The sequence below is a fragment of the Pseudomonas sp. EA_105y_Pfl2_R69 genome (assembly GCF_963970915.1).
Classification (GTDB): domain Bacteria; phylum Pseudomonadota; class Gammaproteobacteria; order Pseudomonadales; family Pseudomonadaceae; genus Aquipseudomonas.
This window is the reverse complement of sequence record NZ_CAXAOO010000009.1, coordinates 168,174-193,081: the sequence shown is the minus strand read 5'-3', so window position 1 is coordinate 193,081 and position 24,908 is coordinate 168,174. Positions and strand designations below refer to the sequence as shown.

The following is a 24,908-nucleotide window of genomic DNA, read 5'->3' as shown; positions in this document are numbered from 1 at the left end:
GGAAGATTCAGACAGGGCCTAACGCCAGTGGCGCTGCTCGTGGGTAATGACCTTGTGCTTGCGGCCAAAACCCAGGGTCCAGCTGACACCGAGCCCAAACAGCTCCAGCAGCCAGGCCAGCAGCAGCGCACAGGCGATGCCCCAGGCTATCGCTTCGGGGGCCAGCAGCACCTGGTAGCGGTAGGCGGTGAAGGTTTCCTCGACCAGTTCCGGGTCCGCCGCGCTGGCCAGGTGCCAGACCTGGCCATACCAGGGACCCTGCATGGCCAGGGCTTCGCGCTCGAGAAAGGTCGAACGCTCGACCAGGGTGGCGACGCTTTGCGCATCGCTGCGCATCACCGGATCGCTACTGGCCTGGTAATGCCCCACCAGCGCCGCCAGATCGCCCTTGAAAAAGCGCCTCGCGGTCTCCTGAAAGCCTTTCAGGCCCTGCTGCGACTCCAGGCGATGGGCCTCGACCCGCTTGCCGTAGTCATCGATAAAACCCGGCACCTGCACCCCGACCAGCAAGCCCAGGGCAAACAGGGCCAACCGCAGATAGCTTCTAAACATCCCGTTCTCCACTTGCCATACCTTGGGCTATGCACTCGCCACCGCGCCACAAACGCCACTCGCCAGGCTGGTAGAGCGTCCAGCGCTCGTTATCGGTCAGCGCTTCGGTGGCCAGCACCGTCACCACGTCATTGGGCGTGGTTTCCGCCTGGAAATCCACCTGCATATCGGCATCTTTCAGGTGCGCCGGGCCAAACGGCGCGCGCCGGGTGATATGCGCCAGCTTGCTGGAGCAGAAGCTGAACAGCCAGTCGCCATCGCTGAGCAGGCAATTGAATACGCCCTGCTGCCGGTAGGCTGCGCAGGCGGCGACCAGGGTCGGCAGCAGCGCCTCGATCGCCGCCGGTTCGGCAAAGGCCTGGCGCAGGCGATTGAGCAGGTCGCAGAAGGCCGCCTCGCTGTCGGTGTCGCCGACCGGCCGATAGAAACCCGGGACCGGCGCAAAGTCGGCGAGCTGACCGTTATGGGCGAAACACCAGTTGCGCCCCCACAGCTCGCGGACGAAGGGATGGGTATTGGCCAGACAGACGCGGCCGACATTGGCCTGGCGAATATGGCCGATCACTACCTCGCTCTTGATCGGGTAACGCTGCACCAGCTGCGCCACTTCCGACTCGCTGCTGGCCCGCGGGTCCTGGAACAGGCGCAGGCCGCGCCCCTCATAAAAGCCGATGCCCCAGCCATCGCGATGGGGCCCGGTGCGGCCACCGCGCTGCATCAGGCCGGTAAAGCTGAAGACGATATCGGTGGGCACATTGGCGCTCATGCCAAGCAGTTCACACATGACGCAGCGCCTGGCACAACTGCTGCGCTTCACTGGCCAGACGCGCCTCGATACGTTTGCGCGCCAACGGCAAAAAACGCGTCAGGGCCCGCCACAGCAACGGCATGACATCGCCACTACGCCGTGGAATCAGGTGCAGATGCAGGTGTGCTACATGCTGATTGGAGGTAGGACCGTCATTGACCAGGAAATTGATGCCCTGCTCGCCATAACCGGCCGCGCGCAAGGCGGCGGCAATACGCTGCGCCAACGGCAGCAACTGCTCACAGGCCGCAGTGGAGAGGTCTTTGAGCAAGGGCGCGTGTTCATGACTGACGATCAGGATATGGGCCGGGCGCAGGGGAAAGATATCCAGCAGGACGAGGAAATGCGCGTCCTCATAGATACGCTGTGCAGGTAGCTGGTTGCCGGCAATTGCACAAAATACACAGTCCATAAGCCCTCCTTGTAGGCGAAGGGCCATGCTGAACGGCCGCGCAGCCGGGTGCAAGGTTTACAACATGATGCGCACCTCAGTCAGAGACGCGGCTCCAACCGGCCGCCGTGGTCGCGCCGGTTGTCGTAGGGTTCGGCAGGATAATCGTCCTGCTCCAGCATCTCGCGCAAGGTCGGTTCATTCTCACTGCCTGCGGCCTCGCCCGCCCGGTCTTTCCACCAGCGCACCACAGGCCAGCGGATCGCCACGAACAGCAGATAAAGTGCCAGGGCAAGCAGGCTGTACATGGCCAGGTCGGCCACCGCCCGCCAGACGTTGTTGCCGACATCCAGCAGCAGGTCCATGGCGCTGATCGCCACAGCCGGGGCGAACTGTTCCTTGGCCGGATCGACAATGGTCGGGCTGAACAGCAACACGGTCATCAGCACCTGCAACGGTTCGCGCAGGTAGCGCCACATCCAGCCGGTCAGGCGAAACCACACCAACAGGCAGCCGAATGCCGCGATCAGGTAGGCACCCCAGGCAAGTAAATAGTCGTTTTCGCTCATAGCGCGGTGGTTCTCTAGACATGACGGGCCAAACAGGCCTGGAAAAGCGCTCGGGCTGCATTTTTCATGCGGCCGGCTGACAAACTGGCGCTTATGATAACGGCTTTTGCCTGCTGCGGCGTCCCCGCCGTCAGCCGTCCGCCTCTGGAGTTGCCCTATGTCGCATGCCCCCATCGCTCGCGCCGAGAACACCGACGACCCCTATCGCTGGCTGGAAAATCGCGACAGCGACGAGGTGCTCGGCTACCTCAAGGCGGAAAACGCCTACCTGGAAAACCAGCTGCGCGAGCAACGTCAATTGCGCGAAACGCTGTTTGAGGAAATCAAAGGCCGGATCCGCGAGACCGACCTGAGCCTGCCCTCGCCCTGGGGACCCTACCTGTACTACCAGCGCACCACCGCCGGCGACGAGTACCCGCGGCATTACCGCTGCCTGCGCCCGACCGATGGCTCGCTCCAGGTCGATGAGGCCAGCGAACACCTGCTGCTGGACCCCAATGCCCTGGCCGACGGCGGCTTTATTGCCCTCGGCGCGTTCAGCATCAGCCCCGACCACCAGCGCCTGGCCTACAGCCTGGACACCAGCGGCGAAGAAACCTACCAGCTGTTCGTCAAGGAGCTGAACGACGACAGCCTCAGCGAGCTGCCCTTCACCGACTGCGACGGCAGCATGACCTGGGCCAACGACAGCCAGACCCTGTTCTTCGGCGAACTGGACGAGACCCATCGCCCGCACAAGCTCTACCGCCATCGCCTCGGCAGCGCGAGCGCCGAGCTGGTGTTCCATGAGGCCGACGGGCGCTTCTTTCTCAGTTGCTACCGCAGCAGTTCCGAACGCCAGCTGGTGCTGCTGCTCGGCAGCAAGACCACCAGCGAAGCCTGGGTGCTGGATGCCGCCACACCACAAGCCGATTTCAGCTGCGTGGCCCCGCGCGAGGAAGGCCACGAGTACGACCTCGACCATGGCAAGCTGGGCGACGACTGGGCCTGGCTGATCCGCAGCAACCAGAGCGGGATCAACTTCGCCCTGTACCAGGCCTGCGAGCAGTCGCCCCAGCGCGAACACTGGCAGCAACTGCGCGGCCATGATCCCCAGGTCATGCTCGAAGGCATCAGCCTGAACCAGGATGCACTGGTGCTCAGCCTGCGCGAGGGCGGTCTGCCGATCCTCGAAGTGCAGCCCCAGGGCCAGCCGGCCTATCGTGTGCAGTTGCCGGATGCGGCTTACAGCCTCTATGTACAGGACACCCTGGAGTTCGCCAGCCCGGTGATCCGCCTGCGTTACGAGGCGCTCAACCGCCCCGCGCAGATCCGCCACCTGCAACTGGGCACCGGCGAACAGCAGGTGCTCAAGGAAACCCCGGTGCTGGGCCCATTCGACGCCGACGATTATGTCAGCCAACGCCTGTGGGCCACCGCCAAGGACGGCAGCCAGGTGCCGATCAGCCTGGTGGCCAAGCGCGAGGTGCTCAGCGGCGCAACACCCGCCCCGCTCTATCTGTACGGCTACGGGGCCTACGGCGAAAGCCTCGATCCCTGGTTTTCCCATGCCCGCCTGTCCCTGCTGGAGCGCGGTTTCGTCTTCGCCATCGCCCATGTGCGCGGCGGCGGCGAACTGGGCGAAGCCTGGTACCGCGCCGGCAAACTGGAACACAAGCACAACAGCTTCGACGACTTTATTGCCTGCGCCGAACAACTGATCGACAGCGGCTACACCAGCAGCGATCGGCTGTGCATCAGCGGTGGCAGTGCCGGCGGCCTGCTGATCGGCGCTGTGCTCAACCAGCGCCCGGAGCTGTTCGCCGCCGCCGTCGCCGAAGTGCCCTTCGTCGATGTGCTCAACACCATGCAGAACCCCGACCTGCCGCTGACCGTGACCGAATACGACGAATGGGGCGATCCCCACGAGCCCGAGGTGTTCGAGCGGATCAAAAGCTATGCGCCCTACGAGAACGTCAGCGCCCAGGCCTACCCGGCGATCCTCGCCGTGGCCGGCTATAACGACAGCCGGGTGCAGTATTGGGAGGCGGCCAAATGGGTGGCCCGGCTGCGTGCGCGCAAGAGCGACAGCAACCTGCTGCTGCTGAAAACCGAGCTGGATGCCGGCCATGGTGGCATGAGCGGCCGCTACCAGGCGTTCAAGGACGTGGCCATGGAGTACGCCTTCGTTCTCAAGGTGCTGAAACTGGACTGAAACACCCAAAGGATTTGCTCATGCACACGCTTCTCTACCGCTGGCTATTGCTAGTCGGGGTCGGCCATGTCGCGCTCGGTCTGCTGCTGGCTTTCATCGCCCATGCCGAATTGCTGCAGCCCTACTTCGACTACCTGCTTACCAGCGTGTCGACGGCACTGCCGGCAGCGCAATTCCAAACCCTGCTGAAAAGCATGGTGCAGTTGTTCGGCCCCACCGTGGCCAGTTGGGGCGCGCTCTTCACCCTGCTGATCGTGCTTTATCGCCAGCACGGGCATAGCTGGATCAAATACGGCCTGTACGCCGCGCTGCTGATCTGGTGCGTGCTCGATAGCCTGATTTCCGCCGGCCATGGCATGGCAATCCACGTTTACCTGAATGCCAGCTCCGCTCTGGCGATTGCCGTGCCGCTGTTCTTCCTGCGCCCCCAACGCGCTGCACCCTCGCCCAGCGCGCCGCTGCGTTATATGCCCACGTCACGTCAGACCATACTGGTTACCGGAGGCTCCGGTTTTATCGGCCGCCCCCTGGTCAAAGCCCTGAGCCAGGCCGGCCACCGCGTGCTGCTGCTGACCCGCTCCATTGAAAGCGCCGCACGCGGGTTGGATGGGCGCGTTACCCTGCTCACCAGCCTCGACCAGGTCGGCGACGACGAGATCATCGACTGCATCGTCAATCTTGCCGGCGAACCCCTGGCCGCAGGTCGCTGGAACACCGCCCGCAAAGCGGCATTCAGCGCCAGCCGGGAGCGCATGACCGAACAACTGCTGCAGTTGGCGCAACGCCTGCAGCATAAGCCCAAGACCCTGCTGAACGGCTCGGCGGTCGGCTACTACGGCCACCATCAGGATGCCTATCTGGATGAACGATCCTCCGCCCATGAGGGCTTCTCCCACCAGCTGTGCAAGCGCTGGGAGGATCGGGCACTGGAGCTGGAAAACCTGGGCGTGCGCGTATGCCTGCTGCGCATCGGTATCGTGTTCGGTCGGAACGGTGGTCCGTTGCAAACGCTGCGCCTGCCGTTCGACTTCGGCATCGCAACGCAACTTGGCGACGGGCGGCAATGGATACCCTGGATACACCTGGACGACGTGCTCGACAGTTGCGCCTTCCTGATGGGCCGCCCCGATATCCGCGGCGCGGTGAATCTTTGCGCACCCGAGCCCGTCACCCAAGCCGAACTCGCCCTGCAGTTGCGACGGCGTATTCGCCAAGCGCTGTTCAGAGTGCGCGTACCGGCCGCAGTGCTGCGCCTGCTGGTGGGTGAAATGGCCGACGAAGTGCTGCTCAACGGCCAGCGGACGGTCCCGGCAAAACTGCTCGAGAACGGCTATGTCTTTCAGCATGCAGATCTGTCCGGCACGCTCGACGATCTGTTCGCACACCCGCATTGATGACCAAGGGTTGGCAGTTTTCGCACGCTGCAGTTGGCAAGCTCTTGCCGCCCCGTTAACGTCGCTAGCTGCGCGTCACCTTCCTCTGAGCCAACGATTGAAAACCATGTCCGACGGTAGCTCCTCCCTAATCAATGAAATTCACGACATGCTGCTCGATTGCGGCCTGTTCATAAGTTTGCAGGCAAGCGATTTACTGTGCGCTGCGGGCTATTTCAGCATCAGCCGCTATGAGCAGAACGAAGTGATTTGCAACGAGGGTGATGCTGGTACCTTTATGTGCATCATTCATTTCGGCGCGGTATCGGTGCTGAAAACCAACTCCAGCGGTGACGCCGTGGAAATCGCCAAACTGCGCAAAGGCCGGGCATTCGGGGAAATGGCCGTACTCGACGGCGAGCAACGCTCAGCCAGTTGCGTGGCCATCAGCGAATGCACCTTGCTGATTCTGGCCAAGGACTCGCTGGAAAAAATGCTTAAGGACTCACCCAAGGCAGCCGCTCAAGTGATCCGCGCCATCGCCGTGGCCATGTCCAAACGTCTGCGCATGGCCGACGGGCAATTGGTCGAGCAGCAGCTTTAGCGGGCTGTCGAAAAAACACCTGCTGGGCGCTTAGTCGTAGCTGCGAATGTTCGGCTTCTGCTGATTGCGTTGGCGCTGCTGTTCGAGCAGCGGTAACTCGCCATCTGGCGGAGCCAGGGAACCTCCAGGTGGCTTGACCTTGTAACCCGTACCATCGTTGAGCAGAGGTAGGCTACGCGGTGCCGGAGTCGGCATATGGCGCGACTGCGGCTGGGTGAAGGGCTGTGGCGTGGCGGTGCCGGGCGAGCCAGCAGGCCGTTCCCGCGGAGTCGACACGGAATAGTCCCGCGCCTGAAGCGCCGCATCGCACAGGAACGTCAGGCACAGCAGTAGCATGCTGATCAGGCGCATCATCCACCTCTGTTTAGCGAGACTCTTGGGCATTGGGCTGCGCGCACCGCCGATAAGTGCCCGCCTGGCTGTTTTCGCCGACCACCGGCAGGGCTACACTGTCGGCATCAGCATACCGCCACGAGACAAGCCATGAGCAGCGACAAATCCCCCTCGCCCACCGCCAAGCTTGACCGCATCCTCGCCGAGGCCCAGCGCGGCCGTGAAGAAGGCTATCGCGACAAGGCCCTGAAGATGTATCCGCATGTCTGCGGCCGCTGCGCCCGGGAGTTTTCCGGCAAGCGTCTGAGCGAACTGACCGTGCACCACCGCGACCACAACCACGACAACAACCCTCAGGATGGCTCCAACTGGGAGCTGCTGTGCCTGTTCTGTCACGACAACGAACACGCGCGCTATACCGACCAGCAGTATTTCAGCGAAGGCTCCACTTCCAGCCAGCAAGGGCCGAAGGTAACCCACAAGGCCTTTGCCGACCTGGCCGCCCTGTTGAAAAGCAAAGAGTAGGCCAGTGGTGTCGCCAGGGTGCGCCGCACGTACCCAGAACGCCTGACCTTCGCTGGCGCGCACGGCGCACCCTACACCCCGGGCTGTAAATCACTTTATCCGATAGCCCTGGCCACAACGCCGCCAGGCCTTATACTGCGGCCCCTTTATCTGAAGGCCCCAGTTCGTGGCGAACAAAAGATACAGCTGCATCGGCCTGTTCAACCCCAAATCCCCGGAAAACGTCGGCGCGGTGATGCGCGCGGCGGGCTGCTATGGGGCGGCTTCGGTGTTCTATACCGGTAAACGCTACGAGCGCGCCCGCGACTTCGTCACCGACACCCAGCGCATCTATATGGATATTCCGCTGATCGGCGTTGAAGACCTGCAGAAAATCATCCCCCTGGGCTGCACCCCGGTCGCCGTGGAACTGGTCGAGGGCGCGCGCTCGCTGCCGGAATATACCCACCCGGATCGCGCCCTGTATATCTTCGGCCCGGAAGACGGCTCGCTGAATCCGGAGATCCGCGCCTGGTGCGAGGACGTGATCTATATCCCCACCCAGGGCTGCATGAACCTGGCGGCCACGGTCAACGTGGTGCTCTACGACCGCATGGCCAAGGGTAATAACACCAAGTCCGGGCCCAAGTTCAAATAAGCCTTCGGGACGGCATCCCCGAAATACAGCACCGCGCTGGGGGTGGCGACGGTTCCGTGGGTGCGCCGTGCGCACCGGGGTTAAACGCCGATCTTCCAGCCCCGCGGCCGATCAAACTGCTGTCGCTGGACGGCGGGGATATGTCGCGAGGAACCACAAAGGCCGCGGTGCGCGCAGCGCAGCCTACATCCCCGACTTAAGCCGGCTAAAGGCCCGGGTCAGGGCGCGGTTGAAGGCCTTGGCATTGTCGTTCTTGGTATAGAGGCCGGCGCGCACCTCCTGTGGCGGATAGGTGCCGGGATCGTTGAGGATGGCCGGATCGACGCTGGCATTGGCCGCCGGCACCGCATTGGCGTAGTAGGTGCTGTTGGTGATGGCAGCGATGATCTCGGGCTGCATCAGATGGTCCATCAGTGCGTGGGCCGCCTGCGGGTTGGGCGCGTCCCTGGGGATGACCATGGCATCGAACCAGAGCAGGGTGCCCTCCTTGGGAATGCGGTAGTGCAGGCTGTATGCCTTGCCCGCCTCGGCGGCCTGGGCCGCGGCGATCGACACGTTGCCGTTCCAGGACATCGCCAGGCAGGTGTCGCCATTGGCCAGGTCGTTGATATTGCGGTCGTTGTCGAAGTAGCGAATAAACGGGCGCACCTTGGCCAGGTGCGCCTCGACCAGCTTCAGGTCATCCAGGCTCTGTTTGTTGATATCCAGCCCCAGGTAGCGGAAAGCCGCGGCGAACACCTCGTTGGGGTCGTTGAGGTAACTCACCCCGCAATCGGCGAAGCGCGACACCACCTGGGGATCGAGCAGCATCGCCCAGCTGTCGGTCGGCGCATCCGCCATGCGCGCCTCGATGGCCTGCTGCTGGTAGCCGATACCGGTGGTCCCCCAGACATAGACACCGGCATAGCGGTTGCCCGGATCGAAGGTGGCCATATGGCCGACGAACTCGGCATCCAGCCCGGCAAACTGCGTCAGCCGGGTTTTATCCAGCGGCTGCAGGGCCCCGCTGGCAATGGCCCGGCTGAGATGCTGGCCGGCGGTCAGCACCAGATCGTAGCCGCTGCCCCCGGTCAGCAGCTTGGTTTCGACGGTTTCCAGCGAGTCGAAGTGATCGACCACCACGCGCACACCGCTCTGCTCCTCGAAGCGGCTGAGGGTATCGGGAGCCATATATTCGCTCCAGATATACAGGTTGACCCGGGGTTTATCGGTGTCGGCCTCGGCGGCCAGGCTGGCGAGCCCAAGGCCCATGGCGACAAGCAGAGGATGCACGGTCATGGCGAATCTCCTTAGGCGCGTGGCGCGGCGTATTGCGGCATGGTGATGCAGGCGACGTTGCCGCCGCCGAGGAGGATTTCCCGCGAGTTTTCGATGCCGATAATGCGCTGCCTGGGGAACAGCTCGGCCAGGGTGGCCTGGGCCACGCGGTCATTGGGGTCGTCGAACAGCGGCACGACTATGGCCGAGTTGCCGGCGTAGTAATTGATATAGGAGGCGCAGATCTGCGTGCCGGCCTGGCGCAGGTGGGTGGCGTCGTTCTGGTCTAGGCCCTCGGCTTCTTCGGCCGTCCACTCCAGCACCCGCGGTTGCGGCAGCTTGTGCACTTCCAGCGCGCGGCCACGGGCGTCACGGCTGCTGCGCAGGATGTCATAGGCCTCCTGGTAGATTTCCCACTGTGGGTCCGAGCGGTCGTCGGTCCACTGCTGCACCACCACGCCGGGACGCACGAAACAGGCCAGATCGTCGATATGGCCGTCGGTTTCGTCGAACTTGCACCCACGCGGCAGCCAGATCACCTGCTCGGCACCCAGGTAATCGCTGAGCCGGCGGGTCATCTCGTCCTTGCCCAAGTGGGCGTTGCGGTTGCGGTTGAGCAGGCATTGCTCGGTGGTCAGTAAGGTGCGCTGACCATCGCTCTGGATACCGCCCATCTCGGCGATAAAGGGCGCGCGGTAGCGATCGAAACCTTCGATTTCGAGGATCTTCTGCGCAATCTGGTCGTCCTTGTCCCAGGGATAGTAGAGACCGCCATCGAGGCCGCCATAGGCGTTGAACTCGAAGTCCACGCCGCGCACCTCGCCGCTGTCGTCATTGACCAGGAAGGCCGGGCCGCTGTCGCGGAACCAGGTGTCGTTGCAGGTCATTTCCACCACCCGCACCTGGGCCGGCAGTTGACGCCGGGCAGTGGCGTACTGGCTGGCCGAGGCACACACGGTGACCGGTTCGCTGCTGGCGATGGCCGTGACGATATCGACCCAGACCTTCTGCGCCGGCTTGGCACCATTGCGCCAGACGTCCGTGCGCTCCGGCCAGCCGAGCCAGCAGCCGGCCTTGGCCTCGAACTCGCCGGGCAGGCGAAAGCCGTCGGTCTTGGGGGTGGAAGTCAGGGAACGCGCCATGGGTACACCTCGTTTATGCGGGGGAGATGTGCGCACAGTACGTGGCGTTTACGCCGGCCCGCCAACGAGGTTTTTTACGGAATCAATGAATTGAATTCACTAATCAACCAAGTGATCACTCAACCAATCTAAGAAGTCCAACACCGCGGGTTTGTCCAGACGCAGCCGTTCGCAGACCAGGGCGTACTGCCCTAGGGACGCCACGCTGGCGCTGAAGGGCCGCACCAGGCGGCCGGCGGCGAGGTCCGCGGCGGCGGTCAGGTTGTCGCCCATGGCCACCCCCTGGCCTTGCGCCGCCGCCTCCAGAGTCAGGCCCGCATGGCCCAGATAGAGGTGGCGCGCCGGCTGGATATCGCCGGCATGGCTGGTCAGCCAGGCGGTCCAGGTCTTGCCGTCCTGGTCATCGTGCAGCAGGCAGTGACGGGCCAGATCCCGGGGATGCTTGAGCCCGCCCAGGTTGAACAGCCTGGGGCTGCACACCGGGAAGAACTGCAGGGTCGGCAGCGGCCGCACGAAATAGGCGCTGGCGTCCTCGGGGCCGGTGCCGTAGGTAATCGCCAGGTCGATCTCCGGGCCCGGCACGCAGGCTTCCAGCGGCTGCTCGTACAGGTGCAGGGTGATCTGCGGGTGGCGCGCGCTGAAGTCGGCCAGGCGGCTAACCAGCCATTTCTGCGCCAGTTCGGCGGTAACCGCGACCCGCACCACGGCCTGCGAGCCAGGGTCGCGCAGCTCGTCGCAGGCATCGAGGATCAACTCGAAAGCTTGCTGCACACGCTGTAACAGGCGCTGCGCCGCCGGCGTGGGGCTGACCTGACGCCCTTCACGGACGAACAAGGGCGTGCCCATCTGCTCTTCCAGCTGGCGAATCTGGTGGCTGACGGCGCTGTCGGTGACGCACAGCTCGGCGGCCGCGCGGCCAAAATGGGCGTGGCGGGCGGCGCACTCGAAGGTGCGCAACGCGGTCAGGGAGGGTAGTCGGCGCATGCGGGCATCCTGATTCGGGCAACTGCGCGCATGCTTACCGAGGGCCGGGTTTAACGCAACAGCTTGCTGTCCAACACCTTGGACGGGCCGCCCATGACGTTCTCGCTGATTTCGATAAAGTCCTGGGTGCTGGCCTTATCCAGGCGCATCAGGCCGCGGGTCACGTCGTCCAGCGAACGTGGCTGGGTGCTGCCCTTGGTCTTCTGGCGAAGCTCGCGATCGAGCTCCTGCAACAGCAATACCGCCCGGGCAGTAACCGGACCGCTGGCATGGGCGGTGCGCAGGCTCTTGACCGGTTTGCTCCACTTGAGCAGATGCTCGCGCACCTTCTGGTAACGGTCCTCGCTCAGACCGCCGGCACGCCGCACCAGTTCGATCGCGTAGTACTCGGCCAGCCCTTCGGTGATCCAGTCGCTGCGCTCGCGTGCCTGGATGCGGCCGAACACGTGAACCAGTTCATGCACCAGGGAGCTGGTGCCGTTTTCGCTGACCAGCGGCCGGGCGCTGTGCATGTAGTAGGAGTTGGTGGCCGACAGCCCGCCGCGCCACATGGGCTCGCCGGCACCGACTATCAGCAGCTTGCCTGGATCGCGGGGAAACACCGCCTGGGCCTCGGGCCAGACGAAAGTCAGCAGGGTGAGGATATCCATACGGCGCATGCCCTCGCCGACCGGCGCGGCGATGGTCACCTCGGTATCCCCCAGCCTGGCCCGACGGGTGCCTATCTTGCCGGCAATGATCCAGCCGGTCGGACGGTCGAACTTGCGCTGCGGGTTGTCGATGCGGAACTGATGGGTACCGATGCGCGGCCAGCCGGTTTCCACGCTTTTCCAGCCCTTGGGCAAGTCGAACTTCAGGCGCGCCACCAGCTCGGTATTGCTCTGCTGGCGCAACTGCACGGCCGGCACCAGATCGTCGCCGCGCAACAGCGCCCAATCCTCGGTCATGCGCGCGTCATAGCGACCGGCACTGCGCTCATGGTTGATACGCACCCGGTAGGTCAGCCTGGCCTTGCCCTTGGCGGGTTGCCAAACCCCGCGTTGCGGGCTTTCCTGGGTCCACTGGCCGTCGCCGGCGAAGTCCGTGTAGAGGTTCTCGTCGCCCAGGTTGAAGTCCAGACTCAGCACCCGCTCGCCCTGCCCCAGGCTCAGGCTGACTTCGGCCTGGTCAGTGTCCGGTAAGAACTTGACGCGATAATCCAGATCGACTTTCTGCGCGGCCCACAGCGGGGCACTCAGGCAGAGCAGGACTGCAGGTAACAGGGCGGAGTAAATCGACATGCGCAACGCTCCAGAATGGGACGGATCAATCCATAGACCTCAGGGCCCCTTGTCGTTTCATCCTGGCGGAGAATAAAACGGCAACAGCCCAACCGGCCGCTGAAAAACGTTGGCGAGGCAGCCAGCGCAAGGCAAAAACAGGCGAAAAAGCGGAGTGTACGAGTTGTACATGAGCATTTTGAGCCTGTTTTTAACGCCGCGATGGCAACGCAGGTAGTTTTTCAACGGCCGGTTAACCGGCACGAAAAATCAGGTGCTCTTCCCAGTCATCTTCGGCCACGCCGTTCTCGCTGAGCATGCGCCCGGCCTGGGAAATGCGCTGAGTATGCACCTGTTGCGGATCGCCGCAGACCAGATGATGCCAGAGCAGCAGGTCCTTGCCCTCGCTGACCAGACGATAGGCGCAGGTCGGCGGCAGCCACTGGAACTGATCGGCCTGGGCCGGGGTGAGCTGGATACAGTCGGGGACGGACTGCCGGCGGTTGGCGTAGTCGCTGCAGCGGCAGGTGTCCATATCCAGCAGCTTGCAGGCGATGCGGGTGTAATAGACGCTGCCGTCGTCCTCGTCCTCGAGCTTTTGCAGGCAGCACAGGCCGCAACCGTCGCACAGCGACTCCCACTCGTCCTGATCGAGCTGGGCGAGGGTCTTGCGTTTCCAGAAGGGTTCGACTTTGGCGGCCATGGCGAGGGTACGGTGACTGGCGAAAAGGCCGGCAGTCTAGCGGCTAGGCCAGCAACGGCCAAGGGCGGCGAGCCGAATGGTCAATTAATAACCACGGGCAAAATCCACCTGGCCGCGCAACTCGCCACCACTGCGCCAGCGGGTCAGATTGTCGAGAAACAACTGCACCAGCAAACGCGGCTCGCTGGGGGCAGAGCTGTGCCCGGTCAGCAGCAGACGCGGCGCGCTCCAGAAGCCATGATCGGCGGGCAACGGTTCCTGGCGGCAGACATCGATCACCGCGCCGGCCAGGCGATCCTGCTCCAGCGCCGTGATCAAGTCGGCATCGACCACCGCGACGCCGCGCCCGGCATTGATAAACAGTGCGCTGGGCTTGCAGCAGGCAAACAGCGCCGCGTCATAGATATCGCGGGTGGCCGGGGTATCTGGCAGCAGGTTGATCAGGTAATCCGCCTCCCCTGCCAGCCGCGGCAAGGCATCGAGCCCGACTACTTGGTTAAACGGCGGCTGTGACCGAGCACTGCTGGCCACCCCCAGCAGCTCGAGGCCGAAAGGCGCGAGAAACTGCGCCAGGCTCAGGCCGATATCGCCCGTGCCGACGATCAGCGCCGTGCGCCCGGCCAGGCTGTGCGGCAGGCGCTGTTCCCAGCGCCGCTCGACCTGGGCGGCCAGGCGGGCGAACAGTTGTCGCTCATGGGCGAGCAGATGGCACAGCACATACTCGGCCATTACCTGGCCGAAGACGCCCACCGCGCGGCACAGTTGATAGTCCCTGGGCAGATCGGCGGCCAGCAGCGGCGTGATACCGGCCCAGGTCGACTGCAGCCAGCGCGGCTTGTGGCCCTGGCGCAGCAAGCCGGCGAGCAGATCCGGCTGGCCCAGCCAGAGCGGGCAACTGGCGGCCTGCTCAAGCAATTCGTCCGGCTGGGCACTGGCCACCAGGTCGAACTCGGGAGCCTGCTGACGCAGCAACTCGGCATAGCGGGCGTGATCGTTATCGGCAATCAGCAGGCGCATGGGCCCTCCACAGAACGGTGCATGCGCCTACATGGGATCGTTGCGACGCAGCAACTCGTCCGGCAGGTGCTCGATATATTCGTCTTCCGGTGGCGGCATCTGCAGGTGGTAACCCTGCTCATCGAGATTGGCCAACACCTTGTGGATGTCTTCCTGGGCCAGGGTGCGCTGCGGCGTCAGCACCATCTCGAACGCCAGGGCCGGCGGACCGAAGGCGGCCAGCAGGCTTTCCGGCACGCGCTGGAGGGCGTCGCTGCGCAGCACATAGAGGTACATGCCGCTTCTACGCGGGCTCTTGTAGATCGAACAGATGCGTTTCACGCCGACTCTCCACTTGCGGCCAGGCAATCGAGCAGCGCCTGGCCCATCAATTCACGCCGCCAGCCCCGCAGGGAATCCGGCAGCTGGTAAGGCCCCTTGGGGTAACCCGTCTTCAGCAGGGCCTCGAGGGTTTTCTTGCGCAGCATCAACTCGGGGGCGATGTTCAAGCGCTCGCCCTCGCGCTGGCCAATGGCGCGCAGCTTCTTCAGTAGCGACGACGCCTCGAGCGGCAGAGGCTCGGCCAGGGCCGGTGGCCAATCCGCCGACGGGATGGTCGCCGCCTGCCTGATCATCTGCAGAATCAGCTCGCCATCCTGGCGTACGGTTTTCGGGTGCATGTCCTCGATCCGCGCCAGGGCCACCAGGTTGTCCGGCTGGGTGCGGGCCAGGGGCCACAGCGAATGCTCGCGAATGATCCGGTTGCGCGGCTGGTTGCGCGCCCGCGCCTCGCGCTCGCGCCAGGCGCACAGGACCTTGAGCACCGCCAGCTGTTGCGGCGACAGCTTCCACGCCAGCTTGGCTTCGCGGTAGGCCAGCTCGGGGTCGAGCTCACGGCCCTGGTTGGCCACCAGCTCGGCACCGTCCTCCAGGACCCAGCGGTATTTATCCGCGCCCAGTTGCGCCTGCAACTGCAGGTAGACCTCGGCCAGGTGCAGCACATCTTCCGCCGCGTAACTGACCTGGGTTTCGGACAGCGGCCGCTGCAACCAGTCGGAGCGGGTTTCGCCCTTGGGCAGTTCGATATTCAGCACCGCCTGCACCAGTCGCGAATAACCCATGGAGAAGCCGAGGTTGAGGTAACCGGCGGCCAGTTGGGTGTCGAACAGCGGGGCCGGCAGGCTGCCGGTCAGGCGCAGAAAGACTTCCAGGTCCTCGCTGCAGGCATGCAGCACCTTGACCACCGCCTGGTCCTGTAGCAGGTTGGCGAACGGCGTCCAGTCATCGATCGACAGTGGATCGATCAGATAAGCCCGCTCGCCCTCGCTGACCTGCAACAGGCCGGCAATCGGATAAAAGGTGTCGACCCGCATAAATTCGGTATCGACCGCCACAAAGGGCAAGCTGCGCCAGCTGGCGCAGTGTTGAGCCAGGCTGGCGTTGTCGGTGATCCAGTGAATATCGATAGTCACGCGGCGCTCCCCCTCAAGAATGCCGCGCAGTATATATCGCCAGCGACCTCGCTACCCGAATGGCGTCATACCCAGGCCGCCTGATCGACCGCCAGCAGCTCGCGCAGCCGCACGACCAGCTCGGCGGAGCTGCGCTGCATGGGCGCGCGCAACTCGTCGTCGATCAGCCCTTGCAACGCCAGCAGGCTCTTTACCGGTGCCGGATTGGCTTCGGCGAACGACAGCTGAATCAATGGCAGCAGGCGCTGGAAGATTGCCTGCGCGGCCGCGATATCGCCGACCGCGATGCATTCGGCCAGGCGCACGAACTGCTGCGGCTGGTTGTGCGCCGAGGCCGCTATCGCCCCACTGCCGCCCAGGCACAGGGTGCTGAACAGTTGCGCGTCCTCGCCGGCGAGTACGTCGAGCACGCCGTCGGCAAGCAACGCCTGGGTGGTTTCGGGATTGCCGCCGCAGTCCTTGATCGCCACCACCCTTGGGTGCCGGGCGATCTCGCGCAGGGTCGCCAAGTCGATACGCGAGCCGGTGCGGTACGGAATGTCGTAGAGGATCAGCGGCACTTCGGCGGCGTCGGCGATGGCGTCGAACCAGGCCAGCAAGCCCGCCTGGGACGGCCGGATATAGTAAGGCGCAGGCACCAGCAAACCGGCCACGGGCCGGCGCTGCACTTCGTGCTGCATGCTCAGCACATCGTCCAGGTTGCAGCCGGCCAGGCCCATCACCAGTTGGCGGCCGGGCACCACCTCGAGCAACGCATCGAGCACCGCGAGCTGCTCGGCCTTGCTCAGCGCCGCCGCTTCGCCGGTCGAGCCACAGACCACCAACCCGGCCACCCCGGCGTCGAGCAGATGCGCGGCGAGGCGACGTAAGGCGACAAAATCGATGCTGCCGGCATCGAACGGCGTGACCAGCGGAACCCAGATTCCAGAAAACACAGACATGGCAAATCTCCTTGAGGTGACCGTAAATGTCGCCGTCAAAAAGGCTGCTGGGAACTGTTCTGCTGGAAAGGTTTCGACCTTCGCGCCCGCTGTATCCCGTCAACCCATCTGACGGGACAGCGCGCCCCGGTCAAATGAGCGACTGTTTCTTCGATTTACCCGCGGCGAACGCCTGCGCCTGGACGCGAAGTTCCAGGGCGTAAGCAGAAGCGTTGACGATGGCGGGCATGAAAAACTCGGTGCAAGCGAACAAGGCCTCGATACTGCGAAAGCGCAGCCGTGTTTGTCAACTACAGCTGCGCAAATCCCTGCATTCCTGGCACTGGTTACCTGCACCTGCTAAAAAGCCCGCACGAATAAAAAATGGCTTCGAACCGGAGCCTGCACTTTCAGGGAACCAAGGACATGAAGAAACTGCTCGGCCTGCTGCTGGCCCTGGTCGCCGCCGTGGCCATCTACCTCGCCGTCACCCCCAGCCCCATCGACCCGCTGGCCTGGGATGCGCCGCAAGCGCCGCTGATGACCGGTGTGCTGGAGCCCAACGACACTCTGATGAAGGCCGAACTGCTCGGCCGTGGCCAGGTGCATGGCCCGGAAGACACCGCCGTGGACAGCCAGGGCCGGGTCTACGCCGGCCTGCATGACGGACGCATCGTGCGCATTGGTTCCGATGGCAAGGTCGAGACCTTCGTCGACACCCAAGGCCGGCCGCTGGGCATGGATTTCGCGGCCGACGGCGCGCTGATCGTCGCCGATGCCTACAGGGGCCTGCTGCGCATCGCCCCCCAAGGCAAGATCGAGGTGCTGACGACCGAGGCCGAAGGTGTGCCGTTCAAGTTCACCGACGATCTGGATATCGCCCGCGACGGCACCATCTATTTCAGCGATGCCTCCTCACGCTTCGAACAACCGGACTACCTGCTCGACCTGCTCGAAGCCCGCCCCCATGGCCGCCTGCTCAGCTACGACCCGGCGACCAAACAAACCAAGGTACTGCTCAAGGACCTGTATTTCGCCAACGGCGTGGCGCTGTCGGCGGCCGAGGACTTCGTGCTGGTCAACGAAACCTACCGCTACCGCATCACCCGCTACTGGCTGAGCGGCGAGAAAGCCGGCACGCACGATGTGTTTATCGACAACCTGCCGGGCCTGCCGGACAACCTGCAGGGCGACGGCAACGGCACCTTCTGGGTCGCCCTGCCGACCCCGCGCAAGGCCGACGCCGACCTGCTGCACCGCTCCCCCTGGGCGAAGGCGCAGCTGGCCAAGCTGCCACGGGCGTTCTGGCCCAAGGCGGAGCGCTACGGCTTCGCCATCGCTCTCAATGAGCAAGGCCAGATCACCCAGAGCCTGCACGACAGCAGCGGCGAGCATCTGCGCATGATCACCTCGGTCAAGCCGGTGGGCGATTACCTGTATTTCGGCACTCTGGATAACGACCGTATCGGCAAGCTGAAGATTCGCTAACGGCAGCCGAGTCCGCATGCATTGAGGCTTTGGTGGCTAAGTAGGGTGGATCGGGGCGCGTAGCTGACGCTTCCCCCATCCACCCACTGCGATGGTGGATGAAAAAAGCGTCATCCACCCTACGAGGTCGCAGCCCTACTGCTCGCCAAGCAGATCCACCGCGCGCACATGCTCGGCTCCCCATAGCCGGGCGATCTGTACGGCGCGGCCCAGCGGCAGCGGCTGGTTTTCGAAATCCACCACCACACAGAAATCGGCATGCCGCGGGCGCGCGGGCAGTTGGCTGAAGCGGCCGTCGCTAAGCAGCCACAAGCCGATCTGCTTGCCCGGTGCGGATTTGCGTACCTTGGCCAGGGTCTGCTCGGCCAACTGCACCGCGCTGACCGCCGGTGAACCGCCGCCACCGCCTATCGAGGCTATCCAGGTGTCGTTGTAGGGCACGGCCTTTTGCGGGGATTGCAGCAGCCGCGCCTGGTTGCCGGCGAAGGCGATCACCGCCAGCTCGCCGCGCTGCCGGTAGATCTGCTCGGTCCAGCGCAGCAGCAGGCCCTTGGCCAATGCCAGGTTGCTGCGCTTGAGCATGGAGCCGGAGCAGTCGAGCAACAGACAATGCAGCAGACCGCTCTCGCTCGCTTGTCGATAGAAGCTCAGATGCTCTGCCAGCAGCGGCGCGGCCTTCTTGTTCAGCAAGGTGCGCGGCCAGTGAATGCGTTGGCTCTCTGCCGTGCCCGTCGTCCGCACTCGTCCCGCCCGCTCCCCCTTCCCCGCCAGCGGCCCGCTCGCAGGCCGTTGGCTCAGGGCTTTTTTAGCGGCAGCGGCCTCGCCCCGGCGAGGATCTTGGTCGGCACGGCCTGCGGCGGCATCTCGCCCCAAGCGCTGCCGCCATCGGACGGAGGCTGATCATTTGCGGCAGCGCCGCCCGAATTATCCTGGGCGGATGACTGCGGCGCATCTGGCGGATTCTTGCGTCTATGCGCCAGCACCAGCTCGGCCACCGCCTCGACATCCGCCGCGCCTATCTCATCGCGCTGTTGCCAGGCGGCGTGGGCGCAGGCGGCGCGCAGCAACACCAGATCGGCGCGCACCCCTTCCACCCCGGCGGCGTAGCACAGCGCGCTGACCTGACGGTGCAGCGCATCGCTGAATTCCAGGCGTGCGACCGTCGCCCGCGCCTGCTCCAGACGCTCGCTCAATCGCTGCTGCTCGTCGCGTTGCGCCTCGACAAAGCCCAGCGGGTCGCGGTCGAACTGCAGGCGACTGCGGACGATGCGCTCGCGGGTGGTGGCGTCGATCTGCGGGTCGAGGCGCACGAACAGGCCGAAGCGATCCAGCAGCTGCGGGCGCAACTCGCCCTCCTCCGGGTTCATGGTGCCGACCAGGGTGATGCGCGCGTCGTGCTGATGGGAAATGCCGTCGCGTTCGATGCGATTGATCCCGCTGGCACATACGTCGAGCAGCAGGTCGACCAGCCCATCGGCGAGCAGGTTGACCTCGTCGACATAGAGCACGCCGCCATCGGCGCGGGCCAGCAGGCCGGGCTTGAACTGCACACTGCCCTCCTGCAAGGCGGCCTGGATATCCAGCGAGCCGACCAGTTGCTCCTCGCTGCTACCCAGCGGCAGATTGATGAAACGCCCACTCGGCAACAGATCGGCCAAGGCGCGCGCGCTGGTGGATTTGGCGGTGCCGCGCGGGCCCTCGATCAGCACCCCGCCGATCTGCGGGTCGATGGCCGCGAGCAGCAGCGCCAGTTGCAACTGCGGCTGGCCATGCACGGCGGAGAACGGGAAATGCGGGCGATTGCTGGTGGTCATCGGCTTATTCCAAGTGCTGTTCGGCGGCCAGAAGGTGCTGTTCGATCTGCTCGCGGTAGTCGCCCGGTGACTGCCACAGGCCGCGCTGGATCGCTTCGAGCAGACGCTCGCTGATTTCCAGCAAGGCGTCGGGGTTGTGTTGCTGGAGAAACTCGCGGGTCGCCGGGTCGCCCAGGTAGGCATCGGTGACGCTGGCGTACTGATCGTCGCGCACTACGCCGGTGGTGGCGTCGAAGGCGAACAGATAATCCACGGTCGCGGCCATCTCGAACGCGCCCTTGTAGCCGTGGCGTTTGACCCCGTCGATCCATTTGGGATTGCTCACCCGCGCGCGCATCACCCGGCTGATTTCCTCGGCCAGGGAACGGATGCGCGGTGCCTGCGGGTTGCTGTGATCACCGAACAGCAGGCTCGGCTGCTGGCCGCTGTAGTGCCGCACTGCGGCGCTCATGCCGCCCTGAAACTGGTAATAGTCGTCGGAGTCGAGCAGGTCGTGTTCGCGGTTGTCCTGGTTCTGCACCACGGCCTGGATCTGCGTCAGGCGCTGGGCGAAGGTATCGCGGCGGTCCTCGCCGTAGACCTTCTGCCCGTACGCGTAGCCGCCCCAGTTGAGGTAGGCGCGGGCCAGGTCGCTGTCGTCCTGCCAGTCGCGCGAATCGATCAGGCCCTGCAGGCCGGCACCATAGGCACCCGGTTTGGCACCGAACACGCGAAAACCGGCCTGCTGCCGCGCGCTCTGCGCGTCCAGGCCCTGGGCCTGCAGCTCGGCGCTTTCGCGCAGGATGCGCGCGCGGATCGGGTTGACCTCTTCCGGCTCGTCCAGCTCGGCGACCCGCTGCACCGCGGCATCGAACATCTGCATGACATTGGCGAAGGCATCGCGAAAGAAACCCGAGACGCGCAGGGTCACGTCGACCCGCGGGCGGTCCAGGCGCTTGGCCGGCAGCACCTCGAAATCACTGACCCTGTGGCTGCCGTCGGCCCACTTCGGCCGCACGCCGAGCAGGGCGAAGGCCTGGGCGATATCGTCGCCGCCGGTGCGCATGGTCGCCGTGCCCCACACCGACAGGCCGATGCTGCGCGGGTAGTCGCCGTTGTCCTGAACGAAACGTTCGACCAGCAGCGCCGCGGATTTCTGCCCCAGAGCCCAGGCGGTCGGCGTGGGGATCATCCGCGTGTCCACCGAGAAGAAGTTGCGCCCGGTCGGCAGCACGTCCGGTCGCCCGCGCGACGGCGCGCCACTCGGCCCCGGCGGCACGAAACGCCCGGCCAGGCCGCGACACAGCTGGTACAGCTCCTGCTCGCCACAGGCGATCAGGCGTGGTCGCAGATCACCCTCGACCCGTTGCAGCACCCGGCGCGTGCGCGGCCAGTCGGCATCCGCCATGCCCTGCTCCAGCAGCTGCAAGGCCAGCAGTTCGAGTCGCTCGCGGCAGTCGCCGAGGGTGCGCCAGGGCCTTTCACTTACCGCCGCCAGCGCTGCGGGTCGCGCGCCCTGCCAGGGCAGCGCCCAATCGGCGTCCAGCGGATCGAAGCTGGCATCCGCCAGCAGATCCTGCGCCAGCGCGCGCACCAGGCTGGCATTGCTGCCCAGACCGTCGCCGACGCCATGACGGGCCAGGGCCAGCAGGGTGTCGCGTTGCAGGCGCCCCTGCGGCGACCGGCCGAACACATGCAGACCGTCGCGGATCTGGCTTTCCTTGAGTTCACAGAGGTAGCTGTCGGTGCGGTTAAGCAGCAGTTGCTCCTGCTCCTCGTCGGCGGGCGCTTCCAGGCCCAGGTCGGCGTGCAGGTTGTGCTGCACGATCAACGCGAGTATCTGCTTGCGCAACAAGGCGGCGCGGCGCGGGTCGAGGCTTAGCGCCTCGTAGAATTCGTCGACCAGGCGTTCCAGATCGCGGGTTGGCCCGTAGCTTTCGGCGCGGGTCAGCGGCGGCATCAGGTGGTCGATGATCACCGCCTGGGCGCGGCGCTTGGCCTGGGTGCCCTCGCCCGGGTCGTTGACGATAAAGGGATACAGATGGGGCATGGGGCCGAAGATCAGCTCCGGCCAGCACTGCTCGCTGAGCGCCACGCTCTTGCCCGGCAGCCATTCCAGGTTGCCGTGCTTGCCGACGTGAACGATGGCGTCGCTGGCCCAGCTCTGGCGCAACCACAGGTAGAAGGCCAGGTAGAAATGCGGCGGCACCAGGTCCGGGTCGTGGTAGTTGGCCTTCTGGTCAAGCTGGTAGCCGCGCGCCGGCTGGATACCGACAAACACCTGGCCCAAGCGCACGCCGGCGATCATAAAACGGCCCTGGCGCAGCATCGGGTCCTGCTCAGGAGCGCCCCAACGTTCGCTGATGGCCTCGCGGTTGGCCTGGGGCAGCGTGGCGAAAAATGCCAGGTAGTCGGCCAACGCCAGGCTCTGCCGCGCCGGGCGTAGCGCCCATTGTTCGGGGTCGTTGGTCACGCCCTCCTTGAGCAGACGCATCAGCGCATCGCCATCGGCGGGAATGTCGTCGACGCCGTAGCCCTGCTGATGCAGGCGGCGGAGAATCTCGATCACCGAGGCCGGGGTATCCAGACCGACGCCATTGCCCAGGCGGCCCTCGCGGGTCGGATAGTTGGCCAGCACCAGGGCCAGACGCTTGTCCGGATTGGCCAGACTGCGCAGCCGGCACCAACGCCGCGCCAGTTGGCTGACGAAGGCGATACGGTCGGCCAACGCCTGGTACTGCACCACATCGCTCTGGGTCAGTTCGCAGCGCTGGCCGAGGCCCTTGAAGCTGATCGCCCGGCTGATAATGCGCCCGTCCACTTCCGGCAGCGCCACATGCATGGCCATATCCCGCGGTTGCAGGCCCTGGGGATCGGCGCGCCAGCTCTGCTCGTTACCGCCGGAGAGGATCAGTTGCAGCACCGGAATATCGCCGGCCAGAGCGTGATCGCCGGGATCGTCCATCGCCGACTGGGAAAACGCCGTGGTGTTGAGAATCAGCGCGACTTCATGCTCAGCACACAGCTCGCGCAGGGTCTGCAGACACAAGCCGTCCTTCAGCGAGAGCAGCGCGACGGGCAACGGATTCAGGCCCTCGGCCAGTAACCCCGTACACAGCTCGGCGAACACCTGGGTGTTGCCCGCCTGCAGATGCGCCCGATAGAACAGCACCAGCACGCAGGGCGCGCCTGCTACCCACTGCTCGCGCCAGCTGTCGGCCGAGGCATCGGCCTGCTGCGGATGGAACACCGCTACCGGCGGCAAGGGCCGCGGTGGCCGCGCGGGCATGGGCAGGTCGAAGAAGCGCGCACCGATAAAGCGGTACAACTCGCCGGCATTGGCCGCGCCGCCCTCGCGCAGGTAGCGCCAAAGCGTATGGCAGCAGTCCGCTTCCACCGTACTCTGGCCGATCAGGTTGGGATCCTCCTGCATGTCGCCGGAGAACATCGCCAGGGCGATACCCTTGCGCCGACACAGCGCCACCACCTGCTCGGTGCCGTAGGGCCAGTAACTTTCACCGCCCAGGTGGTCGATGACTACGACTTTGGCGTGTTGCAGCACCTGATCCAGATACAGGTCGATGGACGCGTTCTGCCGCAAGTGCAGCAGGTTGGTCAGCCGTACCGAGGGGTAGGCGACCGCTTCGCAGCCGGGCTGCGCCTGCGGGTAGGCGGCGGCCAGCAACGCCAGGGTGGTGTCGGCGGCGCTGAGGATGACGATATCCGCCGGGTCCTGCTCGACCACGGTGATGGTCGCCCCGCTTTCGTCGATATACCCACCGGGCAGCGCCGACAACATGTGCATGGGTCAGGCCTCGATCGCGGCGGCTTGCAGGGCGCGGGTCAGCACCTCGGCATCCAGCTCCTGACCGATCAACACCAGGTGAGTGCTCGGCGTTTCCTCGGCCTGCCAGCGGCGGTCGAAGTAGCTGTCGAAACGCTGGCCAACGCCATGCACCACCAGGCGCATCGGCTTGTCCGCCAGGGCGACGAAGCCCTTGATGCGGAAGATTCTGTGCTGTTCGACCAGCTCTTGCAGGCAGGCCAGCAGGCGCTCTCGATCGACCCGAGGCAGCTTGACCACCACCGACTCGAACTGGTCATGGTCGTGATCGTGTTCCTCATCGTCGCCATGGTCATGATGGCTTTCGCGCAGGTGGATGCTCTCTTCCGAGGCATGGGACAGACCGAGGATCAGATCGAGATCGAGGCGGCCACGGTCGCTGGCCAGTACCTTGACCTGGGCCGGCAACTCCTCGCGTACCAGGGCGATAACCTGCTCGACAGCTGCCGGCTCGACCAGATCGGTCTTGCTCAGCACCACCAGGTCGGCGGCCAACAGCTGGTCTTCGAACAGCTCGTGCAGCGGCGATTCGTGGTCCAGATTGGGATCGGCGCGGCGCTGGTCGTCGACCGCCTGGGGGTTGGCGGCGAACAGACCGGCGGCTGTAGCAGGCACGTCGACCAGGGTCACCACCGCATCGACGGTGCAGGCATTCTTGATTTCCGGCCAGTTGAAGGCCTGCACCAGCGGCTTGGGCAGCGCCAGGCCGGAGGTTTCGATAAGGATATGGTCGAGCTCGCCGCGGCGCTCGATCAGCTCGCGCATCACCGGATAGAACTCCTCCTGCACGGTGCAGCACAGGCAACCGTTGGACAGCTCATAGAGCTGGCCGGCCGCCTCCTGGCCGTCCTCGTCGCAGCCGATGCCGCAACCGCGGAGGATTTCGCCGTCGATGCCCAGCTCGCCGAACTCGTTGACGATCACCGCGATACGCCGGCCGTTGGCGTTCTCGAGAATATGCCGCAGCAGCGTGGTCTTACCGCTTCCGAGAAAGCCGGTGACGATAGTGACGGGGATTTTGGCCAACATGGGACTGCTCCAATTGATATGAAATGAGCCGCGCG

At 64.8% G+C, this 24,908-nt stretch carries 24 protein-coding genes; 6 read left to right on the top strand and 18 right to left on the bottom strand.

Going from position 1 to position 24,908, the window contains the following annotated elements:
- Positions 1-18: 18 nt before the first annotated feature.
- The 4 genes from AACY13_RS21345 to AACY13_RS21330 form a co-directional block, all read right to left on the bottom strand.
- A complete protein-coding gene (locus AACY13_RS21345; protein WP_339463585.1) occupies positions 19-552 on the bottom strand; it encodes a DUF2937 family protein in 534 nt (177 codons plus the stop codon).
- Positions 545-1,336 (bottom strand): class II glutamine amidotransferase, encoded by a 792-nt coding sequence (locus tag AACY13_RS21340; RefSeq protein ID WP_339463584.1) that lies wholly within the window; start codon positions 1,334-1,336, stop codon positions 545-547. Before AACY13_RS21340 ends, AACY13_RS21345 begins: the two co-directional genes overlap by 8 nt.
- Complete coding sequence (locus AACY13_RS21335) at positions 1,329-1,772, bottom strand: HIT family protein (protein ID WP_339463583.1); 444 nt, start codon at positions 1,770-1,772, stop codon at positions 1,329-1,331. The genes AACY13_RS21340 and AACY13_RS21335 overlap by 8 nt, the downstream gene beginning before the upstream one ends.
- Positions 1,773-1,852: 80 nt before the next feature.
- Positions 1,853-2,320, bottom strand: a complete 468-nt coding sequence (locus tag AACY13_RS21330) for an MFS transporter (protein ID WP_339463582.1) — start codon at positions 2,318-2,320, stop codon at positions 1,853-1,855.
- Between the two features lie 157 nt (positions 2,321-2,477).
- Here AACY13_RS21330 and AACY13_RS21325 point away from each other — a divergent pair, with 157 nt between their 5' ends.
- The 3 genes from AACY13_RS21325 to AACY13_RS21315 all read left to right on the top strand — a co-directional run bounded on the left by AACY13_RS21325 (position 2,478) and on the right by AACY13_RS21315 (position 6,491).
- Positions 2,478-4,514 carry a S9 family peptidase gene (locus AACY13_RS21325; protein ID WP_339463581.1) on the top strand — a complete coding sequence of 679 codons (2,037 nt, stop codon included), beginning with the start codon at positions 2,478-2,480 and terminating at the stop codon, positions 4,512-4,514.
- A gap of 20 nt (positions 4,515-4,534) precedes the next feature.
- Positions 4,535-5,908 (top strand): TIGR01777 family oxidoreductase, encoded by a 1,374-nt coding sequence (locus AACY13_RS21320; protein ID WP_339463580.1) that lies wholly within the window; start codon positions 4,535-4,537, stop codon positions 5,906-5,908.
- A 106-nt stretch (positions 5,909-6,014) separates the two neighbouring features.
- Positions 6,015-6,491: a cyclic nucleotide-binding domain-containing protein gene (locus AACY13_RS21315; RefSeq protein WP_339463625.1), complete on the top strand. Its 477-nt coding sequence runs from the start codon at positions 6,015-6,017 to the stop codon at positions 6,489-6,491.
- Positions 6,492-6,521: 30 nt separating this feature from the next.
- Here the strand turns inward: AACY13_RS21315 and AACY13_RS21310 are convergent, their stop codons facing one another.
- Complete coding sequence (locus AACY13_RS21310; RefSeq protein ID WP_339463579.1) at positions 6,522-6,842, bottom strand: hypothetical protein; 321 nt, start codon at positions 6,840-6,842, stop codon at positions 6,522-6,524.
- A 132-nt stretch (positions 6,843-6,974) separates the two neighbouring features.
- On the opposite strand from AACY13_RS21310, the gene AACY13_RS21305 reads away from it, so the two are divergent.
- Positions 6,975-7,349 carry a YajD family HNH nuclease gene (locus AACY13_RS21305; protein WP_339463578.1) on the top strand — a complete coding sequence of 125 codons (375 nt, stop codon included), beginning with the start codon at positions 6,975-6,977 and terminating at the stop codon, positions 7,347-7,349.
- Between the two features lie 166 nt (positions 7,350-7,515).
- On the top strand, positions 7,516-7,986 hold the full coding sequence (locus tag AACY13_RS21300) for an RNA methyltransferase (protein ID WP_339463577.1): 471 nt from the start codon (positions 7,516-7,518) through the stop codon (positions 7,984-7,986).
- A gap of 183 nt (positions 7,987-8,169) precedes the next feature.
- Here AACY13_RS21300 and AACY13_RS21295 read toward each other — a convergent pair whose 3' ends face one another.
- From AACY13_RS21295 to dapA, 9 genes are all read right to left on the bottom strand, one after another.
- Entirely contained in the window at positions 8,170-9,264 is a 1,095-nt protein-coding gene (locus AACY13_RS21295; protein ID WP_339463576.1) for an extracellular solute-binding protein, read from the bottom strand.
- A gap of 11 nt (positions 9,265-9,275) precedes the next feature.
- Complete coding sequence (gene aguA / locus AACY13_RS21290; RefSeq protein WP_339463575.1) at positions 9,276-10,385, bottom strand: agmatine deiminase; 1,110 nt, start codon at positions 10,383-10,385, stop codon at positions 9,276-9,278.
- A 99-nt stretch (positions 10,386-10,484) separates the two neighbouring features.
- Positions 10,485-11,369: a LysR substrate-binding domain-containing protein gene (locus AACY13_RS21285; protein ID WP_339463574.1), complete on the bottom strand. Its 885-nt coding sequence runs from the start codon at positions 11,367-11,369 to the stop codon at positions 10,485-10,487.
- 50 nt (positions 11,370-11,419) lie between these two features.
- The gene (locus tag AACY13_RS21280; protein WP_339463573.1) at positions 11,420-12,649 is read right to left on the bottom strand and encodes a hypothetical protein; all 1,230 of its coding nucleotides are present in this window, start codon (positions 12,647-12,649) and stop codon (positions 11,420-11,422) included.
- 232 nt (positions 12,650-12,881) lie between these two features.
- Positions 12,882-13,331: a YcgN family cysteine cluster protein gene (locus AACY13_RS21275; RefSeq protein ID WP_339463572.1), complete on the bottom strand. Its 450-nt coding sequence runs from the start codon at positions 13,329-13,331 to the stop codon at positions 12,882-12,884.
- 84 nt (positions 13,332-13,415) lie between these two features.
- Complete coding sequence (locus AACY13_RS21270) at positions 13,416-14,348, bottom strand: D-2-hydroxyacid dehydrogenase (RefSeq protein ID WP_339463571.1); 933 nt, start codon at positions 14,346-14,348, stop codon at positions 13,416-13,418.
- A gap of 27 nt (positions 14,349-14,375) precedes the next feature.
- Entirely contained in the window at positions 14,376-14,669 is a 294-nt protein-coding gene (locus tag AACY13_RS21265) for a YcgL domain-containing protein (protein ID WP_339463570.1), read from the bottom strand.
- The gene (gene rnd / locus AACY13_RS21260; RefSeq protein ID WP_339463569.1) at positions 14,666-15,799 is read right to left on the bottom strand and encodes a ribonuclease D; all 1,134 of its coding nucleotides are present in this window, start codon (positions 15,797-15,799) and stop codon (positions 14,666-14,668) included. The genes AACY13_RS21265 and rnd overlap by 4 nt, the downstream gene beginning before the upstream one ends.
- 65 nt (positions 15,800-15,864) lie before the next feature.
- The gene (gene dapA / locus AACY13_RS21255) at positions 15,865-16,740 is read right to left on the bottom strand and encodes a 4-hydroxy-tetrahydrodipicolinate synthase (protein ID WP_339463568.1); all 876 of its coding nucleotides are present in this window, start codon (positions 16,738-16,740) and stop codon (positions 15,865-15,867) included.
- A 405-nt stretch (positions 16,741-17,145) separates the two neighbouring features.
- On the opposite strand from dapA, the gene AACY13_RS21250 reads away from it, so the two are divergent.
- Positions 17,146-18,207 carry an SMP-30/gluconolactonase/LRE family protein gene (locus AACY13_RS21250; RefSeq protein ID WP_339463624.1) on the top strand — a complete coding sequence of 354 codons (1,062 nt, stop codon included), beginning with the start codon at positions 17,146-17,148 and terminating at the stop codon, positions 18,205-18,207.
- Positions 18,208-18,342: 135 nt separating this feature from the next.
- On the opposite strand, the gene AACY13_RS21245 is transcribed toward AACY13_RS21250, so the two are convergent.
- The 4 genes from AACY13_RS21245 to cobW form a co-directional block, all read right to left on the bottom strand.
- Entirely contained in the window at positions 18,343-18,897 is a 555-nt protein-coding gene (locus AACY13_RS21245; protein ID WP_339463567.1) for a vWA domain-containing protein, read from the bottom strand.
- Between the two features lie 104 nt (positions 18,898-19,001).
- Positions 19,002-20,021 carry an ATP-binding protein gene (locus AACY13_RS21240; protein WP_339463566.1) on the bottom strand — a complete coding sequence of 340 codons (1,020 nt, stop codon included), beginning with the start codon at positions 20,019-20,021 and terminating at the stop codon, positions 19,002-19,004.
- Between the two features lie 4 nt (positions 20,022-20,025).
- Entirely contained in the window at positions 20,026-23,805 is a 3,780-nt protein-coding gene (gene cobN / locus AACY13_RS21235) for a cobaltochelatase subunit CobN (protein WP_339463565.1), read from the bottom strand.
- Between the two features lie 3 nt (positions 23,806-23,808).
- A complete protein-coding gene (cobW, locus tag AACY13_RS21230) occupies positions 23,809-24,873 on the bottom strand; it encodes a cobalamin biosynthesis protein CobW (protein WP_339463564.1) in 1,065 nt (354 codons plus the stop codon).
- Positions 24,874-24,908: the final 35 nt, after the last annotated feature.

Bases quoted from the DNA above. Each gene is read 5' to 3' on its own strand.
- AACY13_RS21345 (WP_339463585.1), bottom strand. From the start codon at position 552: ATGTTTAGAAGCTATCTGCGGTTGGCCCTGTTTGCCCTGGGCTTGCTG.
- AACY13_RS21340 (WP_339463584.1), bottom strand. From the start codon at position 1,336: ATGTGTGAACTGCTTGGCATGAGCGCCAATGTGCCCACCGATATCGTC.
- AACY13_RS21335 (WP_339463583.1), bottom strand. From the start codon at position 1,772: ATGGACTGTGTATTTTGTGCAATTGCCGGCAACCAGCTACCTGCACAG.
- AACY13_RS21330 (WP_339463582.1), bottom strand. From the start codon at position 2,320: ATGAGCGAAAACGACTATTTACTTGCCTGGGGTGCCTACCTGATCGCG.
- AACY13_RS21325 (WP_339463581.1), top strand. From the start codon at position 2,478: ATGTCGCATGCCCCCATCGCTCGCGCCGAGAACACCGACGACCCCTAT.
- AACY13_RS21320 (WP_339463580.1), top strand. From the start codon at position 4,535: ATGCACACGCTTCTCTACCGCTGGCTATTGCTAGTCGGGGTCGGCCAT.
- AACY13_RS21315 (WP_339463625.1), top strand. From the start codon at position 6,015: ATGTCCGACGGTAGCTCCTCCCTAATCAATGAAATTCACGACATGCTG.
- AACY13_RS21310 (WP_339463579.1), bottom strand. From the start codon at position 6,842: ATGCGCCTGATCAGCATGCTACTGCTGTGCCTGACGTTCCTGTGCGAT.
- AACY13_RS21305 (WP_339463578.1), top strand. From the start codon at position 6,975: ATGAGCAGCGACAAATCCCCCTCGCCCACCGCCAAGCTTGACCGCATC.
- AACY13_RS21295 (WP_339463576.1), bottom strand. From the start codon at position 9,264: ATGACCGTGCATCCTCTGCTTGTCGCCATGGGCCTTGGGCTCGCCAGC.
- aguA (WP_339463575.1), bottom strand. From the start codon at position 10,385: ATGGCGCGTTCCCTGACTTCCACCCCCAAGACCGACGGCTTTCGCCTG.
- AACY13_RS21285 (WP_339463574.1), bottom strand. From the start codon at position 11,369: ATGCGCCGACTACCCTCCCTGACCGCGTTGCGCACCTTCGAGTGCGCC.
- AACY13_RS21280 (WP_339463573.1), bottom strand. From the start codon at position 12,649: ATGTCGATTTACTCCGCCCTGTTACCTGCAGTCCTGCTCTGCCTGAGT.
- AACY13_RS21275 (WP_339463572.1), bottom strand. From the start codon at position 13,331: ATGGCCGCCAAAGTCGAACCCTTCTGGAAACGCAAGACCCTCGCCCAG.
- AACY13_RS21270 (WP_339463571.1), bottom strand. From the start codon at position 14,348: ATGCGCCTGCTGATTGCCGATAACGATCACGCCCGCTATGCCGAGTTG.
- dapA (WP_339463568.1), bottom strand. From the start codon at position 16,740: ATGTCTGTGTTTTCTGGAATCTGGGTTCCGCTGGTCACGCCGTTCGAT.
- AACY13_RS21250 (WP_339463624.1), top strand. From the start codon at position 17,146: ATGAAGAAACTGCTCGGCCTGCTGCTGGCCCTGGTCGCCGCCGTGGCC.
- AACY13_RS21240 (WP_339463566.1), bottom strand. From the start codon at position 20,021: ATGACCACCAGCAATCGCCCGCATTTCCCGTTCTCCGCCGTGCATGGC.
- cobN (WP_339463565.1), bottom strand. From the start codon at position 23,805: ATGCACATGTTGTCGGCGCTGCCCGGTGGGTATATCGACGAAAGCGGG.
- cobW (WP_339463564.1), bottom strand. From the start codon at position 24,873: ATGTTGGCCAAAATCCCCGTCACTATCGTCACCGGCTTTCTCGGAAGC.